The sequence below is a fragment of the Rhizobium sp. AN5 genome (assembly GCF_900215255.1).
GTDB classification, from domain to species: domain Bacteria; phylum Pseudomonadota; class Alphaproteobacteria; order Rhizobiales; family Rhizobiaceae; genus Agrobacterium; species Agrobacterium tumefaciens.
In genome coordinates this window covers 1,524,639-1,541,297 of record NZ_OCMJ01000003.1, presented here as the reverse complement: position 1 = coordinate 1,541,297, position 16,659 = coordinate 1,524,639, and the positions used below count along the sequence as shown (strand labels likewise).

The window sequence follows — 16,659 nt, the reverse complement described above, 5'->3', positions numbered from 1 at the left end:
CACGCGGGATAAGCTCGGGACCTCGTTGTCCGAGCCTTGCGATAGTGCCGCTTTCTCATTGAAAAAAGTTTAATCCCCCCGGCGCCGTGCGGGCAAAAGCGCACCATTTTCAGACATTTTTGAAATCCGCTAAATTGCGAATGATTTGCAATAGCGTTGACAAGTGTGATTCCATGACAGATGGTGTTGCGAGTTGATCGCAACAAAAATCGGTGACAGACGTGAATCTCCATAAAATCCGCCATGCCCTTTTTGCTTTTTCGCTTTTCCTGCCTGCTGCGGCTGTCGCGCAGGAAAAACCGAAGGTGGTCACCACCTTCACGATCATTGCCGATATGGCGCGCAATGTTGCGGGCGATGCGGCAGAGGTGGAGAGCATCACCAAGCCAGGCGCTGAAATTCACAACTACCAGCCAACGCCGCGCGACATTCTCAAGGCTCGCAAGGCCGATCTGGTGCTGCGCAACGGCCTCAATCTGGAATTGTGGTTCGAGAAGTTTCTGGCCAATCTTTCAGGCGTGCCTGATGTGACTGTCAGCGACGGCATCGAACCGATGGCGATCAATGGCGGAGCGTATCAGGGAAAACCCAACCCACATGCCTGGATGTCACCCGATAACGCCTTGATCTATGTGGAAAATATCCGCAAGGGACTCGCTGGAATAGATCCCGCCCACGCCAAGATTTACGCCGCCAATGCCAAGGCCTATTCCGACAAGATCCGTGCCACCGTGCAGCCCATCCGCGATGAGCTTTCCGCGCTTCCTGAGAACAAGCGTTGGTTGGTAACGAGCGAAGGGGCGTTCTCCTATCTCGCCCGGGATTTCGGGCTGAAGGAACTGTTCCTGTGGCCGGTCAATGCCGACAGCCAGGGTACGCCGCAACAGGTGCGCGGCGTGATCGACGCCATGCGCGAACATAATATTCAGGTCATCTTCAGCGAAAGCACGGTTTCCGCCGATCCCGCCCGGCAGGTGGCCAAGGAAACCGGAGCGGCCTATGGCGGCATACTCTACGTGGATTCGCTGAGCGAGGCCGACGGCCCTGTTCCGACCTATCTCGACCTGCTGCGCGTGACGAGCAGCACGATTGCCAAAGGACTGTCTTCATGAGAATGGGCAGCAACAAAAGCGGCGGCGGCCTGACGGTTCAAAATGCGACAGTGACCTATCGCAACGGCCACACCGCATTAAGAAATGCCAGCTTTTCCATTCCACGCGGCACGATCACTGCACTTGTCGGCGTCAACGGCGCCGGCAAGTCCACGATTTTCAAGGCAATCATGGGTTTCGTGCCGCTGGCCGCCGGTTCCGTCTCTATTTTCGACCTACCCGTGAAGGATGCACTCAGAAAAAACCTCGTCGCCTATGTGCCGCAAGCTGAAGAGGTGGACTGGAGTTTTCCCGTATTGGTTGAGGACGTGGTGATGATGGGCCGTTACGGCCATATGAACTTCTTCCGTATTCCGTCGAAACACGATCACGAGATGGTCGAGAGAGCGCTGACGCGCGTCAATATGCTTGATTATCGCAAGCGGCAGATCGGCGAGCTTTCCGGCGGGCAGAAGAAGCGGGTGTTTCTGGCCCGCGCGCTGGCGCAGGAAGGTCAGGTTATCCTGCTGGATGAGCCCTTCACCGGCGTCGACGTGACGACGGAAGAACAGATCGTCGCGCTGTTGAAGGCACTGCGTGACGAGGGCCGCGTCATGCTGGTTTCCACCCATAATCTCGGCAGCGTGCCGGAATTCTGCGATCGCGCCGTCTTCGTCAAGGGCACCGTTCTGGCGTCTGGCAAAACAGCGGACACCTTTAACGAAGAGAACCTGCAAAAAGCCTTTGGCGGCAGCCTGCGCCACTTCGTTCTCGGTGGGGCCGAACTGCATGATGATGCCGATCCGCGCCGGGTGAAGGTGATTACCGACGATGAACGGCCTTTCGTGATCTACGGAAAGAACGGCCAGAACGGACATGATCCGCAGGCTCCGAAGGAAAAAGCCGATGATAAACAGCCTTCTTGAGCCTTTCACCTATGGCTACATGCTGAACGCCATCTGGGTCAGCGCACTTGTGGGCGGCGTCTGCGGCTTTCTTTCCGCTTATCTTATGCTGAAGGGCTGGTCGCTGATCGGCGACGCGCTCTCGCACGCCATCGTTCCCGGCGTTGCGGGCGCTTATATGCTGGGGCTGCCCTTTTCGCTCGGCGCCTTTCTTTCCGGCGGGCTCGCGGCTGGCTCCATGCTGTTCCTCAATCAGAAAACCCGGCTCAAGGAAGACGCGATCATCGGCCTGATCTTCACCTCGTTCTTCGGGCTGGGGCTGTTCATGGTGTCGCTGTCGCCCACCTCGATCAATATCCAGACCATCGTACTTGGCAATATTCTGGCAATTACCACCGAAGACACGATCCAGCTTGCCCTGATCGGCGGCATCAGCCTCATCGTACTGGCGCTGAAATGGCGCGACTTCATGGTGGTCTTCTTCGATGAGAACCATGCCCGCACAGTGGGGCTGAAACCGGAAGTGCTGAAAGTGATCTTCTTCACCCTGCTTGCCGCCTCCACGGTTGCAGCCCTTCAAACCGTCGGTGCCTTCCTTGTCGTTGCCATGGTGGTGACACCAGGCGCGACCGCCTATCTTCTGACCGACCGTTTCGAGCGGCTGATCCTGATGAGCCTCGTGATCGGCGCGACCACCAGCTTCGTCGGCGCTTATCTCAGCTACTTCCTCGACGGCGCCACCGGCGGCGTTATCGTCGTGCTGCAAACAGCGATCTTCCTTTCCGCTTTCGTGTTTGCACCCAAACACGGGCTGCTCGCTTCGCGCGCCAAAGCCCGCAAGGCACTGGGAGAAGCGCAATGAGCGAATATCTTGAACTCGCCATCCTGCCGTTTCAGCTGCCTTTCATGCAATATGCCTTCATCATCACCCTGATGATTGCCGTGCCGATGGCCATGCTCTCGTGTTTTCTGGTGCTGAAGGGCTGGTCGCTTATGGGGGACGCGGTTTCGCACGCCGTGCTGCCCGGCGTGGTGATTGCCTACATTGCCGGAATTCCGCTTTCCATCGGCGCGTTCACCGCCGGTATGATCTGCGCTCTCGGCACCGGTTTCATCAAGGAAAACAGCCGCATCAAGGAAGACACGGTGCTCGGCATCGTCTTTTCCGGCATGTTCGGGCTGGGGCTGGTGCTTTACGTAAAGGTGCAGAGCGACATGCATCTGGATCACATCCTCTTCGGCGACATGCTGGGCATTGCGCCTTCAGACATGCTGGAGACCGGGCTGATCGCGCTTTTCGCCACCCTGTTCCTCGGGGTGCTGCGCAAGGACCTGCTGGTCAATGCCTTCGATCCGCAGCATGCCAAGGCAATCGGCCTGCCCGTTCGCATCCTGCATTACGGTCTGCTGATGGTTTTGTCGCTTGCCGTGGTCGGCGCGCTGAAGGCTGTGGGCATCATCCTCTCCGTCGCAATGCTGGTCACCCCCGGCGCCATCGCCTTTCTGCTGGCGCGGCGCTTTTCCGCCATGCTCCTGGTCGCCATCTCGGTTGCAGTTCTCTCTTCGCTTGCAGGAATATGGCTAAGCTTCCTGATCGACAGCGCGCCAGCCCCGACCATTGTACTGTTCATGAGCCTGGCATTCGTCGCGACATTCATTCGCACCAGCCTCAAGGCCCGCCGGATCGACGCCGCCAATGAAACGGTGGTGTAAAAGAACGATTTTTGCGGGCGCGTGGAACATTTTCGCCTTTTGCGCGTCATTTTCATGAGCTTGCCCTCAAGCGGCAAACTCATGAAAATTAAGCGAAAGGGGAAGCTCCATGCTGAAATGGGCTCTTATTTTCTTTGTTATTTCGTTGATCGCGGGCGTATTCGGCTTTACCGGCATTTCGGCAGCGGCGTCGGGCATTGCCCGTATCCTGTTCTTCATCGCCGTCGTGATCTTCCTGGTCTTCCTCGTGCTTGCACTGATCGCTGGAAGCGTGGTGGCGTAATAAAAAAGGCGACCGGCTTTCGGGCCGGTCGCCTTCTCCTCTCTCCCGTATAGAATTATCAGCCTGTCCAGCCACCGTCGATCACATGGATCTGGCCAGTGGTGAAACCTGCCTCATCCGAAGCGAGATAGGTGACGAGTGCGGCGATTTCTTCCGGCGTGGCAATGCGGCCCATAGGCTGGCGGGCAATGAAGTCGGCCAGGGCATGTTCGTAATTGCCGGTGGCGCGCAGGCGGTCATGCAAGGACGGGCTGTCCACCGTGCCCGGGCAAATGGCGTTGCACCGAATGCCCTTGGTGACGAAATCAGCAGCAATTGCCTTGGTCAGACCGACAACGGCAGCCTTGGAGGCGGTATAGGCGAAACGGTTCGGCACGCCCTTCACGCTGGATGCGACTGAGGACATGTTGACGATTGCGCCCTTACCCTTTTCCAGCATGCCTGGCAGGAAGGCGCGGCAGGTGCGGTACATGGCCTTGGCATTGAGATCGAAGGAGAAATCCCAGTCCTTTTCCTCGCAATCGAGAATGGTGCCGGAATGAACGAAACCGGCACAGTTGAACAGAACATCCGCATGGCCGATATCGGCAGCAAAAGCCTTCACACCATCGCCATCCAGCACGTTCAGAACCCGCGTTTCCGCACCTTTCAGGGTCGAAAGCGCCTGCTCGTTGATATCAGTGGCGATGACGCGCGCGCCGAGCGATATGAATCGCTCCGCCGTCGCACGGCCGATACCCTGGCCGGCTGCGGTGATCACCACTGTCCGCCCGTTAAAATCCTGCACCATCAATAGCCTCCCGCTACGGCGCACCCGCCCGCTGGGGCCGAGCCGCTGAATTTCGCCAGTGAATTTCATTGATCTCAAATATGGATCGACAATTCATATGTAAACGCGGTATTCATGTAACGTCAAGCAGGCTTGCGCAAAAGGGCAGCGTGCGGCAACGGTATTTCCAAAGTGCATTTCCCGCCAGCCAATCCTTGCAAAACGCCACCGAGGCAAGATGACCGAAGACGACAGCGAAAGATATCGCGCCCCCGCCCTCGACAAGGGTCTGGACATTCTCGAACTTCTCGCCCGGACGGATGGCGGGCTGACGCAGATCGAGATTGCCAAAGCCATAGGCAAAACCCCGAACGAGCTTTACCGCATGCTGGACCGGCTGGTGCGCCGTGGTTACGTGCAGCGGCTGGAGGGTGACCGGTTTTCGCTGACGCTGAAAATGTTCGGGCTCGCACATTTCCACGCGCCGGTGCGCCGGCTGGTCTCTTTCGCAGCCCCGGTGATGCGCGATTTTTCCGCAAGCGCCGAGCAGGCCTGTCATCTCGCCGTTTACGACCGCGGCAGTGTTGTCGTCATTGCCCAACAGGAGTCCTCCACCTATTGGGCCATGTCCATGCGGGTGGGCGCGCAGATGAGCCTCTTCCAAACCGGTTCCGGCCATGTGCTGCTGGCCTTCCAGAACGAGGTACAGCGCAAGATCATGATCACCGAGCAGGTGCGCGGTGGCGGGGAAACCGAGCCTTCAGACCTTGAGGAGCGGCTGGCGGAAGTTCGCAGAAATGGCTTCGAATCCATGGACAGCATGCAGACCGCAGGCGTGCGCAATATTTCCGCCCCCGTGCTGACACTTGATGGTACGGCACTTGCCGTCATCACCTGCCCCTATATCACCCCGCTTGGCGGCAAGGCCCCGACGCGCGAGGCCTGCGAGGTACTGATCCGCGATGCGGCAAGGCGCATTTCCGAAGTGGCGACGGGTCAGGGAACCCTCTGAGACGCACAAAAAAACGCGACCGGCAGGGACCGATCGCGTTTAAAGTGACTGGAGATTTCTGTATCTTAAACGCAAAGGGGACCGGGATGGTTCCCCTTTTTGTTATCAGGCGGCAGCCAGCGTCAGTTCCTTGCGGACCATTTCGCGCAGCGTTACCAGATCCTTGGCGAACAGGCGGATGCCTTCCGAGAGCTTCTCGGTTGCCATCGCGTCTTCGTTCATTGCCCAGCGGAACGCCTTTTCATCGAGCGACTGCAGCGGCTCGGCCTTCACATTGTCGGACGAAAGCTTGCGCTCAAGCGTGCCGGTGTCCTTGTCCAGCTCTTCCAGCAGCGCCGGGCTGATCGTCAGGCGGTCGCAACCGGCAAGCGCTTCGATCTCGCCGACATTACGGAACGATGCGCCCATGACGACGGTGCCGATGCCATTGGCCTTGTAATAATTGTAGATGCTGCGCACCGAAACGACGCCCGGATCGGTCTCGGCGGTGTAGGTCTCGCCGGTCGACTTCTTGTACCAGTCGAGGATACGGCCGACGAAGGGCGAGATGAGGAAAGCTTTGGCTTCCGCGCAGGCGATGGCCTGTGCCTGCGAGAACAGCAGCGTCAGGTTGCAGTCGATGCCCTCGGACTGCAGAACTTCCGCAGCCTTGATGCCTTCCCATGTGGAAGCCAGCTTGATGAGGATGCGTTCACGCTCGATGCCGCGCTCCTTGTAGGAGGCGATGATGTGGCGTGCCTTGGTGATGGAGGCCTGCGTGTCGAAGGACAGGTCGGCATCGACTTCGGTCGATACGCGGCCGGGAACCAGACCTGCAAGGGCCGCACCGACGGAAATGGCAAGACGGTCAGCAACGGCAGCAACGACAGCGTCAGACTGGCCGCCCTGCTTCTTGCCCCAGGCAACGGCTTCCTTCACCGCATCCGCAAAAGCGGGGGTGCCGAGCGCCTTCAGAACGATGGTGGGGTTGGTGGTGCAATCCACCGGCTTCAGGCGCGCAACCGCCTCGATGTCGCCGGTATCGGCAACGACCGTGGTAATAGCGCGAAGTTGTTCGAGTTTGGACGTCATGGCGAATGATCCTTCATGATCTCTTGTAAACTTGCACAGCCGTCTTTTCGTTCCCGCACCATGGTGCGCCCAAGGCCGAAATCACGGTTTTGTCCGGCTCCGACTATCGCAAGCGGCAAGGTCGAAAGTCAAGACATTTGCGCATCGCAATTGACATAAGTTTCACGCCTGCGATACTCCGCCCCATAAAGAGAGTGACAAAAACCGTGGCGAAACTGAGAAGAGAAACCCATACGGCCTATTCGGAAGCGGCTTCGCTGAGGCTGCGTGCCGCATGGCTCTACTATAATCAGGGTTTGACGCAGAAAGATGTCGCCGAGAAGCTCGGCATCAGCCGCTCCACTGTCATACGCCTTCTGGACGAGGCGATGAAACGCTCCGAAGTACAGATCTGGATCAACGAGGGCATCGAGGATTTCGTCGATCTGGCCGGCAGGCTGGAGGCAGCTTATGGGCTGGATGAGGCGGTGATCATTCCCTCCCCCGGCCAATTCCCCGGCAAGGCGAATGCCGAAGGCACGGCCAAGGCCGTTGGCCTGGCGCTCGGGCAATTCCTTTCCGAAGCGGTGCCGAACGATGCCACCATCGGCGTCGGCTGGGGCCGCACCATGACCGCCTCGCTATCCAGCTTTCGCCCACCGCGCCGGGAAAACTGCAAGGTCGTCTCGCTGCTCGGCGGTATCGTCGCCGTGCACCAGACAAACCCGCTTGATTACACCTGGCGGCTGGCAAGCGCGCTCGGGGCGGAATGTTACATGTTCCTTGCACCGCTGCTGGTGGACTCCGTCGAGACCAAACGGGCGCTGATTGAAAAATGCGGACTTGCAACGCTTTATGATCTGGCCGAAACGCTCGACCTCGCCATCGTCTCCTGCGGCGATATCGGCCCACATTCCACTTCGCTGTCGGAAGGTTTCATTTCGAAGGAAACGCTTCAGGAACTCATCGATGCCGGCTGCGTCTGCGACACCATGTTCAACTTCATCGACGCGGAAGGCCGCTCCGTCGATCACCCGATCAACGAGCGCGCCATGGCGATCGATCTAGACACGCTGCGCAAGGCCAAACACATCGTGCTCGCCTCCGGCGGCGCCCACCGCGCCATCGCCATCCGCGCCACCATCAAGCGCATCGGGTGCAATACGCTGATTACAGACGAGGCGGCGGCAAGGGCGTTGATGGAACTGGTTTAGATTTTCTCGGGCCATTCCCGGGCAGCGTGCTGAACGAATAGGACCTCGATCTGCCTGTCCGTCACGCGATAAGCCACGATGTAGGGCAGACCGGAAATAACCAGCTCCCTCGTCCCTTCGATTTCACCGTAACGACCGAGATAAGGATTGGCGGACAGAAGGCGTGCCGTTGTCTGGTGGATTGCCCGAACGACCTTTGCCGCCGCACGCGGATTACGCCCCGCAATGTAGTCGCCGATACCGCCAAGTTCTTTAAGATAACGCGGCGTCCAGACCAACCGCACGCGTTTCAGGCCTTGGCATATTTGTTCAAAACAGCGTCAATCTCTTCCTCGGAAACGAACTCTCCGGCTTCTGCCTCAGCCAGCCCAGCCCTGACACCGCTTGTCCACTTCTCCTGCCATGCCAAGGAACGGCCATGCGACAGCGCATCTTCTATGATGCGACTGGGGCTCAAATTCGAGCGCTCGGCCAGAAGGTCTATCCGGCGCTTCAGATCATCGGGAAGTTCGATCGTGCTCTTCATGGACAAAGAATAGCCGATCCTCGACGGATCGGCAAAGACAATCAAAACCCCGTCACACCTTCCCCGTTTCCCATCCCAACATCGCCCGCTTGCGGGTAAGGCCCCAGTGATAACCCGTCAGCGCCCCGCTTTTTCCGACGGCGCGATGGCAGGGCACGACGAAGGAGACGGGGTTGGCGCCGACTGCTGCACCGACCGCACGGGAGGCGGTTGGCTGGCCGATATCGCAGGCGATGTGCGAATAGGTGACGGCGCGGCCCATGGGAATTTTCAGAAGGCTTTCCCATACCCGCACCTGAAAATCCGTGCCGAGCAGCACGACGCGCAGCGGCTTGTCCTCCGACCACATGGACGGGTCGAAGATGCGTGCAGCATAGGGCGCGGTGGCTTCACGATCCTCGACATAATCCGCATTCGGCCAGCGACCTGCCATGTCCTCGAAACAGGCTCTTTCCTCGCCGGGATCGGCGAAAGCGCAGCCGGCAAGGCCGCGATCGGTCACCATGACCAATGCAAGACCGAAGGGTGAAACATGGAAACCGTACCGGATCGTCAACCCACCGCCCTTGGCCTTCCATTCGCCTGGAGACATGGCCTCGTGGGTGACGAACAGATCGTGCAGGCGGCCGGGCCCAGACATGCCGACCTCGATCGAGGTTTCCAGCAGCGGCAGATCCTCTTCGCGCAACAACCTTTTGGCATGATCGAGCGTTACGGCCTGCAAAAACGCCTTGGGGGAAAGACCGGCCCAGCGGGTGAAGGTCTTCTGCAATTGCGTTGGCGACTGGCCGAGCCTTGCGGCAATGGCTTCAAGGGAGGGCTGGTCGCGATAATCCAGCGTCAAAAGCTCGATAACCCCGCGCACCGTATCGTAATCCGAACCGATGGGGGTGATGTCTTCATTCAGCATGATATTGGCGTTCATCGCATGTCTCCTAACGCTTCACAGAAAACCATCAAAGCGCGTCGGTCTCCACCCGTTTCTTGCGCCGTACTCAGTTTCTGCCGAGATACCTGCCTCGAGCCGATATGACGGGTTGTAAGCGGAATTATCCACTCACATCCGCCGCACCGTCGCCAACGCACCGCCGAAAGCCTTGGCGAAGCTTTCCCGGTCATCAGGATTGAGAAACGAGCCGATATCCGTTGCCTTGCCTTCACCCGTTACATGCATGGAGACGATGCCGATTTCCTCGTGCCGCTGAACCCTGAAGCGGGCCCAGAAGGGGTTGAAACGATGCTCGACGACGCGGCCAGTCGGGGAGAATTTGCGGATAGACAGGCTGGTGCGCGAGACGCTCACCTCTTCCCGCGCCTTCGCTGCCCGGTAATTGGCGCGGAAGGCGACATAAAGCAGCAGAAAATCCAGCCCAAGGAACAGGCCGACGGGCCATGCGCCGGTGGTGAGGAAAAAGCCGCCATATAGGAGGCAGGCAAGCCCGGACAAGGCGAGAAGCAGCCGGAAACCCCTTCTTCCGAGCGAACGGTGCGGAACGAGTTCCGCCGCAAAAATCGGCTGATCGTTGAGCGTATCCACGTTGATTTCCTCAGGGCGGGCTGGCTATAGATAGGTCATGACAGTCGCCAAAAAACGATCCAGCACCCAAACATTGAAAAAGTCAAATGCGACATCCGCCCGCAGACCGGCGCGTGTGAAGACGATCTATTCGAAGGACGAGTTGAACGAAATCTTCCGCCGTTTCTCCATTCAGCGGCCGGAGCCGAAAGGCGAGCTGGAACATACCAACCCCTTTACCCTGCTGGTGGCCGTGGCGCTTTCGGCGCAGGCGACCGATGTGGGCGTGAACCGGGCGACGCGGGCGTTGTTCAAGGTGGCCGATACGCCGGAAAAAATGCAGGCACTTGGCGAGGAGGAGCTGATCGGCCATATCAAGACCATCGGGCTTTACCGCAACAAGGCCAAGAACGTTATCGCTTTGTCACAGATGCTGATCGACAATTTCGGCGGTGAGGTGCCGAGGACGCGCGACGAGCTGGTGACCCTGCCCGGCGTCGGCCGCAAGACGGCCAATGTGGTGATGTCGATGGCCTTCGGTGTGCCCACACTCGCCGTGGACACCCATGTTTTTCGTATTGCCAACCGGCTCTGTCTTGCGCCGGGGAAAACCCCGGATGAAGTGGAAGACCGGCTCGTCCGCATCATTCCCGAAGAATATCTGTTCCATGCCCATCACTGGCTGATCCTGCACGGGCGTTATTGCTGCAAGGCGCGCAAACCGGAATGCGAGCGCTGCGTGATTGCCGATATCTGCAAATCACCGGAAAAGACCTTCGATATTCCAGCTCCGCTGGTGGAATTACCCGCGCAATTGTTCGGTGCGGCCAGCGGCGAATGACGGATCGCGGCGGCTGACGGCCTTGTGCAGATGCACCATCATCGAAGCCGCAAAAAGCGGCGTCAGAAGGTTGAGGAAGGGGATTGCAAGGAACGCTGCAATCACCAGCCCGGCCATGAACACGGTTGTGCGGTGTTTCAGCCGGAAAAGCCGCGCGTCAGCAGGCGAGCGGAAACGCATGGCCGCAAATTCGAAGAACTCCCGGCCCAGCAGATAACCGTTCACCAGAAAAAAGGCGATGAGGTTGACGCCCGGCACCAGCAGCAACAAAAGCGCAATCAGGTTGCCGGCAATGACGACGCCGAAGAACTTGATCGATGACACCATGGCCTCACCGATGGGCATCGCCTTGCCCGGCGGATCATCGGGATAGGTCTTTTTCTCCACGACTTCGGCGACATCGTCGAGAAACAGTCCGGCAATAACGGCAGTGACCGGCGAGATCAGCAGGGCCAACGCCAAAGCCAGCCCGATTCCGGCGAAAATGGCGAAAACGAAAGTCAGCCATCCCGCCCAGTCCGGCACGCTGGGGATCAGCGTATCCACCCACGGCAAGGCGAAATAGATGAAGACAGAGCGGATGGCGAACCACAGCGCTGCCAGCACCAGAAGCGTCAGCCCCAGAACCTTCCAGAACACCGACCGGGTCTCGGTGGCAAAAAGATTGCTGAAGGCAAGCCTCGCCGCATTAAAAATCATTCGGAACTCCTGTGCCGCCTCTCGCGTTTAGAACTGGTGTTCAGGAGAGATAGGCGCCGCCCATCCGCTCCGCAAGACAGGAATGAAGACGTCGCTGTTGGGAATTAAACCGCAGATGGAATTTCCCTTGAATAAAAGACTTCTCTAAAATATAATAATCTATCTATTAGAATTCGCATTCCGGTCCGGTGGAGGACAAGGCCGGAAAAGCTCGCCCCCACCGACAAGTCGCGGTTCGCACGCTCGCCCGGGCGCGCGGATGCATCATCGTTCATAAATATAAAAGAATGAGGCGTTGGTGGAACAGCTACTGTTGAATCTGACCCGTGCCATGAAGGCCGGTACGCCTTCAGAGCGCAAGATCGCCAAATATCTGATCGAGCATCTGGACGAATTGCCGTTTGAAACGGCGCAGACGCTGGCTGCCAAGCTCAGTCTCAGTCCGATGACGGTTGGCCGTTTTCTGCGCTCGCTCGGATACCGGCAATTCAGCGATATTCGCATCGATCTGCGCCACGCCGAAGAATCCGCAAGCGTGGACCAGCCCGCTATCGTTGAAAGCGGCGATCAGAAGTCCAATCCGTTTTCGCAACTGCTTTCCCAACAGATCCAGGCCATTCAGGCTGCTTTCGAAATGACGGACCAGCCGATATGGCGCGTCGCCATGAGCGAGATCGCTTCGGCGGCAGATGTTTTTCTGGCAACGTCACCGGAAGGCCTTGGCACTGGAAGGCACTTTCACGGGCGGTTGCTGGAATATCGCAGACGCGTGCACTACCTCGGCAGCGACAGCGCCGCCTATATCGCCCTTTGGGACTTCGATCCCGCAGAAGCGCTTCTCATCCTCATGGATTGCGGCGGCAGCATCACGCCCTTGCAGAGCCTTTCTGCGACGGCACGAAAGAGCGGCTACAGAACCCTGTTGATCACCACCCGGTTCTATGAATGGGGACCGGAAAGCGCCGATATCTGTCTTGCCATGCCGCACACCCAGACCGGCGGACAAGGCCTGCTGCAGCTCGTTGCACTGATGGAATTCACCCTCTGCAGCCTGATTGCCGGAGCCGACGAGCAGCGCACGGCACGCATGAAAAACCTCACCGGCCTGAAACGCTCGCTTGGCATCTGACCCTCTGTGGGAGGAAACAGGCCGCGCCCGTCCGCCACGACCTTACCTGCCGTTGTCGGCGAAGATCAGAGGCTTTCCAGCTCCTGGCGATGGCGGTGCATGGCGAGAAAACGGCGATAATCCCGCTCGTAAAGCGGTGTGAGCGCCGGATTGCCTGAGATTTCCGTATTGCCCGGATACATGGCGGCACCCGCCGCTGCAAGGCCCGCATGCACACCGCCGGCGGCTGCCGCTGTCATCGCCGTGCCGAGAAGAACGGCGTCGGCTGTGGCGGGCACGACGATGCGCTTACCGGTCACATCAGCGTAAAGCTCCATCAACAGCGGGTTCTTCACATGGCCGCCGGTAACATGCAGGCTTTCGACGGCATAACCGAAACGCTCCATCGCATCGAGCACATGGCGCGCGCCAAGCGCAATCGCCACGGCGGTGCGCCAGTAGAGGCGGCAGAGACTGTCGAAGGATGTATCGAGCGTCAGCCCGCTGATGACGCCCACCGCATGCGGATCGGCGAGCGGTGAGCGGTTGCCGTGGAAATCCGGCAGTACATGCAGCCGTTCGGCAAAGGCCGCGCCCTCGAGCGCGCGCAATTCGGTAACCCGCGCAACGATGCGGGCGTGCAGCGCCGTATCCGGCTCGCCGCCCGCCGCGTGCATGCGCACGATATGATCGAGCAGCGCGCCGGTGGCAGATTGCCCGCCCTCCACCAGCCAGTGGCCGGGCAGCACTGCCTGCCAATAGGGACCCCACAGGCTGTGGCCTGGCATCTGCCGCTCGGACATGGCGACAAGGCAGCTGGAGGTGCCGGCGATCAGCGCCACATGTTTACCCACATCATCAGAAAGGCATCCGCCAAGCGCACCCAGCGTGCCGGCGTAAGCATCGATCATGCCCGCCGCCACCTGACAGCCGGTGTCGAGGCCGAGTTCGGCGGCAGCCTCGGGCGAAAGCGGGCCGATGGCTGTGCCCGGCATCACGGTCGTTTCGGGCAGGCCTGCCCGCTGTTTCAGATCGCCAAGCCCGGCAAGATTGAGATAATCCGCCTGCCAGCCGGGATTTTCCTGCGCCAGAAAATTCCACTTCGCCGTCTGTGTGCAATTTGAACGCTTGGTGGAACCGGTTGCCTTCCATGTCAGGAAATCCGCCAGATCGAAGGCGAAAGACATGCGCGCCCAGCTTGCCGGCAAATTCGCCTTCAGCCACATCAGCTTCGGCATCTGCATTTCCGGTGACACGCTTTTACCGGCGAAATCCAGCACGCGGTGGCCGGATGCCGTCAGCCGGTCGGCCTCGCCAATTGCCCGATGGTCCAGCCAGACGATGGTGTCGAACCGGTCTTTGCCCGTGACGGAGACAGAAACCGGTTCCCCACGCTCATCACGGATAACGAGCGAGCAGGTAGCATCAAAACCAATGGCCGCTATGCTGTCCGGTAACACACACGCGTCGGCAAGCGCTGCTCTCACCGCAAGGCAGACGGCGTTCCATATATCGGTGGAATCGTGTTCGGCGTGGTTTTCCTGCGGCCTTTGCATCAGGATGGGATGGGTTGAGCGGGCGAGAAGCCTGCCGGTCGGGTCGAAAATCCCGGCGCGGGCACTCGCCGTTCCGACATCGACAGCGACGAGATTTTGACGCATCAAGACTTCAGTTCCATCCCTTGCGTAACGACCTCCGGGCGGTGGCAGGCATGGTTTCCTTCAGCCTGCGTCACGTTCCACCTGGCTGTCAAAACCGCCCTTCCCCATATAATCGCCGACAAGTTGAACCAAATCTTCCATGGCGTCAAACGTGGCATCGGCCCCTAGCTCCGCGATCTTTTCGCGGAATGCCGGAAACCGCGCATGCGAGCCGCCGGTAAAGGCGAAAACCGCCATGCCTGCTGCCTTCGCCGCCGCAATACCCGCCGGGCTGTCCTCGATCACGATACACTGACGCGGGTCAGTGCCCATCTGTCGCGCCGCATGCAGGAAAAGGTCGGGTGCCGGCTTGCCGTTCTTCACCATGGTGGCGCTGAAAACATGCGGCTCAAATTTATCAATCAGGCCGGTCAGCCCCAGCGAATAACGGATGCGTTCCGGTTGACTTGAGGAGGCAACGCAGCGTTTGAAGGCCACCAGCCTGTCCAGCGTTTCGGCAATGCCGTCGATGGGACGCAACTCGGTGCGGAAACGCTCGAACAACGTCGCGCGCATATGCTCGAGAAAATCGATGTCGGTCTCGATACCGTATTCTTCAAACAAAGTCGTCGTCATGCTGGCAACGCTGCGACCGAGAAAGCGGTTGTAGGCCTCTTCCTCCCCCATCTCCACGCCAAGATGGGAAAGCATGTCTAGAAGAACTGAGATGGAGACCGGCTCGCTGTCGACCAGAACACCGTCGCAGTCGAAAATCAGAAGAGGTCCGGTCCCGTCTCGCATCTCACGTCACTTTTCAGCCAGCTTGTCATCCAGATAAAGCTGCAAGGTCTTCGCCGTGCCTTCGTGCCACAGTGTCGTCAATGCATGAGAGAAGCGTTTACGGAAAAGCTCCGATTCGGCAACCTCCCCGAAGATATCGTCAAGTGAAAGGAAGGCCATCGGATCGTCCTTGGCCTTTGTGGCTGCCGCCTGTAGCCGCTCGGCGCTGGCGTCGTTGAAGGTGATTTGCCTGCCGCTGTCGGAGGTGCCGTAGAAATAACGGCACCACAGTGCCGAAACCAGCGACAGACCGACAATATCTTCACCGCGCGCCAGACGGTCGGCGGTGGAGGGCAGGATGAATTTCGGCTGGCGGTTGGAGCCATCCTGCGCAAGGCGCGGAATGGTATCGCCGATTTTCGGGTTGAGGAAACGCCGTTCGATCAGGCCGAAATATTCGCCAAGATCGGTATCGGGCACGGGCGGAATGACCGGGATGATCTCTTCCTTTTCGAGCTTTGCCAGAAACGCCCGGATCAGCGGATGCTCCATCGCCTCATGCACGAAATGAATGTCGAGCAGCGCTGCCGGATAGGCGATCGCCGCATGGCCGCCATTGAGGATGCGGATCTTCATGTGCTCGTAAGGCGCAACATCCTTGACGAACTGAACGCCCGCCTTTTCGAGCGCCGGTCGGCCCGCCGGGAAATTATCCTCCATCACCCATTGCTTGAACTCCTCGCAGAAGACCGGCCAATTGTCCTCGATGCCGAAATCGTCACGGGCGATATTGCGTTCGCGTTCACCGGTGGCGGGGGTGATGCGGTCGACCATCGAATTGGGGAAAGCGACGTTATCGCCGATCCAGTTGGCGAAGGCCGGATCGGACAAGGCGGCGAGACCGACCACCGCGTTCTTGGTCACCTTGCCATTATGGGGAATGTTGTCACAGGACATGACGGTGAAGGGTGAAAGCCCCTTGTCGCGCCGCGCCTTCAGCCCGGCAACGATAAGTCCGAACACGGTTTTCGGGGAAGACGGGTTCCTGCCATCCTCGGCAATCGCGGGATGCTGTGGATTGAAGGAGCCGGAGGCATCGATGAAATAACCGCCTTCGGTAATCGTCATCGAAACAATACGGATTTTCGGATCGGCGAGGGTGTCGATGATGCCTCGGGTATCGCCAACCTTCAGAATGTCGATCATTGGCCCGGTGACGCGCGCACCGGTGCGATTATTGTCCTGCTCCACCACCGTGGTCAGGAAATCCTGCGCGGCAAGTTTTTCGCGCATTACCGCGTCCGATGGCAGTACACCCGCACCAATGATGGCGAAGTCGTGGTCCGCGCCGGTGTTGAACAGGTCGTCCAGATAGACCGCCTGATGGGCGCGGTGGAAATTGCCGACGCCGAAATGCACGATTCCCGCGGAAAGATCGGCCCGGGAATAGGCCGGAATCGCCGCGGTTTTTTTGGCTTCATCAAGCGTGGCGAGGGAGAGTTTGCATGTCAT

At 59.0% G+C, this 16,659-nt stretch carries 19 protein-coding genes; 9 read left to right on the top strand and 10 right to left on the bottom strand.

Going from position 1 to position 16,659, the window contains the following annotated elements; translation table 11 throughout:
* The first annotated feature begins 221 nt into the window (after positions 1–221).
* From CRP02_RS10500 to CRP02_RS10480, 5 genes are all read left to right on the top strand, one after another.
* The gene (locus CRP02_RS10500) at positions 222–1,112 is read left to right on the top strand and encodes a metal ABC transporter substrate-binding protein (RefSeq protein WP_179783984.1); all 891 of its coding nucleotides are present in this window, start codon (positions 222–224) and stop codon (positions 1,110–1,112) included.
* Positions 1,109–2,017, top strand: a complete 909-nt coding sequence (locus tag CRP02_RS10495) for a manganese/iron ABC transporter ATP-binding protein (protein ID WP_323455344.1) — start codon at positions 1,109–1,111, stop codon at positions 2,015–2,017. Before CRP02_RS10500 ends, CRP02_RS10495 begins: the two co-directional genes overlap by 4 nt.
* On the top strand, positions 1,998–2,858 hold the full coding sequence (locus CRP02_RS10490; protein WP_003516197.1) for a metal ABC transporter permease: 861 nt from the start codon (positions 1,998–2,000) through the stop codon (positions 2,856–2,858). Before CRP02_RS10495 ends, CRP02_RS10490 begins: the two co-directional genes overlap by 20 nt.
* Positions 2,855–3,709, top strand: a complete 855-nt coding sequence (locus CRP02_RS10485; protein WP_019566953.1) for a metal ABC transporter permease — start codon at positions 2,855–2,857, stop codon at positions 3,707–3,709. The genes CRP02_RS10490 and CRP02_RS10485 overlap by 4 nt, the downstream gene beginning before the upstream one ends.
* Positions 3,710–3,818: 109 nt before the next feature.
* A complete protein-coding gene (locus CRP02_RS10480; RefSeq protein WP_003516193.1) occupies positions 3,819–3,992 on the top strand; it encodes a DUF1328 domain-containing protein in 174 nt (57 codons plus the stop codon).
* 58 nt (positions 3,993–4,050) lie between these two features.
* On the opposite strand, the gene CRP02_RS10475 is transcribed toward CRP02_RS10480, so the two are convergent.
* Positions 4,051–4,782 carry an SDR family oxidoreductase gene (locus CRP02_RS10475; protein WP_097171018.1) on the bottom strand — a complete coding sequence of 244 codons (732 nt, stop codon included), beginning with the start codon at positions 4,780–4,782 and terminating at the stop codon, positions 4,051–4,053.
* Between the two features lie 217 nt (positions 4,783–4,999).
* Here CRP02_RS10475 and CRP02_RS10470 point away from each other — a divergent pair, with 217 nt between their 5' ends.
* Positions 5,000–5,773 (top strand): IclR family transcriptional regulator, encoded by a 774-nt coding sequence (locus CRP02_RS10470; RefSeq protein WP_097171017.1) that lies wholly within the window; start codon positions 5,000–5,002, stop codon positions 5,771–5,773.
* 105 nt (positions 5,774–5,878) lie between these two features.
* Here the strand turns inward: CRP02_RS10470 and tal are convergent, their stop codons facing one another.
* On the bottom strand, positions 5,879–6,844 hold the full coding sequence (gene tal / locus CRP02_RS10465; RefSeq protein ID WP_097171016.1) for a transaldolase: 966 nt from the start codon (positions 6,842–6,844) through the stop codon (positions 5,879–5,881).
* 206 nt (positions 6,845–7,050) lie between these two features.
* Between tal and CRP02_RS10460 the strand changes: the two genes are divergently transcribed.
* On the top strand, positions 7,051–8,037 hold the full coding sequence (locus CRP02_RS10460; protein ID WP_174004316.1) for a sugar-binding transcriptional regulator: 987 nt from the start codon (positions 7,051–7,053) through the stop codon (positions 8,035–8,037).
* Here CRP02_RS10460 and CRP02_RS10455 read toward each other — a convergent pair.
* The 4 genes from CRP02_RS10455 to CRP02_RS10440 form a co-directional block, all read right to left on the bottom strand.
* A complete protein-coding gene (locus CRP02_RS10455; RefSeq protein ID WP_097099510.1) occupies positions 8,034–8,321 on the bottom strand; it encodes a type II toxin-antitoxin system RelE/ParE family toxin in 288 nt (95 codons plus the stop codon). The genes CRP02_RS10460 and CRP02_RS10455 overlap by 4 nt on opposite strands.
* A 5-nt stretch (positions 8,322–8,326) precedes the next feature.
* Positions 8,327–8,563, bottom strand: coding sequence for a CopG family ribbon-helix-helix protein (locus CRP02_RS10450; RefSeq protein ID WP_035212907.1), 237 nt, complete (start codon positions 8,561–8,563; stop codon positions 8,327–8,329).
* A gap of 52 nt (positions 8,564–8,615) precedes the next feature.
* Positions 8,616–9,488, bottom strand: coding sequence for a methylated-DNA--[protein]-cysteine S-methyltransferase (locus CRP02_RS10445; protein ID WP_097171014.1), 873 nt, complete (start codon positions 9,486–9,488; stop codon positions 8,616–8,618).
* A gap of 132 nt (positions 9,489–9,620) precedes the next feature.
* Positions 9,621–10,100, bottom strand: coding sequence for a DUF2244 domain-containing protein (locus CRP02_RS10440; RefSeq protein WP_097171013.1), 480 nt, complete (start codon positions 10,098–10,100; stop codon positions 9,621–9,623).
* Between the two features lie 37 nt (positions 10,101–10,137).
* Between CRP02_RS10440 and nth the strand changes: the two genes are divergently transcribed.
* Positions 10,138–10,920, top strand: coding sequence for an endonuclease III (nth, locus tag CRP02_RS10435; protein ID WP_097171012.1), 783 nt, complete (start codon positions 10,138–10,140; stop codon positions 10,918–10,920).
* Here nth and CRP02_RS10430 read toward each other — a convergent pair.
* Positions 10,882–11,619 carry a sulfate transporter family protein gene (locus CRP02_RS10430; RefSeq protein WP_097099513.1) on the bottom strand — a complete coding sequence of 246 codons (738 nt, stop codon included), beginning with the start codon at positions 11,617–11,619 and terminating at the stop codon, positions 10,882–10,884. The two genes, nth and CRP02_RS10430, sit on opposite strands and share 39 nt — an antisense overlap.
* 295 nt (positions 11,620–11,914) lie before the next feature.
* On the opposite strand from CRP02_RS10430, the gene CRP02_RS10425 reads away from it, so the two are divergent.
* A complete protein-coding gene (locus CRP02_RS10425; protein WP_174004309.1) occupies positions 11,915–12,748 on the top strand; it encodes a MurR/RpiR family transcriptional regulator in 834 nt (277 codons plus the stop codon).
* Between the two features lie 65 nt (positions 12,749–12,813).
* Here the strand turns inward: CRP02_RS10425 and CRP02_RS10420 are convergent, their stop codons facing one another.
* Genes CRP02_RS10420 through CRP02_RS10410 form a run of 3 tightly spaced genes read right to left on the bottom strand, consistent with a single transcriptional unit; the run spans position 12,814 to position 16,659 of the window.
* On the bottom strand, positions 12,814–14,388 hold the full coding sequence (locus CRP02_RS10420) for an FGGY-family carbohydrate kinase (RefSeq protein WP_179783983.1): 1,575 nt from the start codon (positions 14,386–14,388) through the stop codon (positions 12,814–12,816).
* Positions 14,389–14,448: 60 nt separating this feature from the next.
* Positions 14,449–15,168: an HAD family hydrolase gene (locus CRP02_RS10415; protein WP_097171009.1), complete on the bottom strand. Its 720-nt coding sequence runs from the start codon at positions 15,166–15,168 to the stop codon at positions 14,449–14,451.
* 6 nt (positions 15,169–15,174) lie between these two features.
* Positions 15,175–16,659: a mannitol dehydrogenase family protein gene (locus tag CRP02_RS10410; RefSeq protein WP_097099517.1), complete on the bottom strand. Its 1,485-nt coding sequence runs from the start codon at positions 16,657–16,659 to the stop codon at positions 15,175–15,177.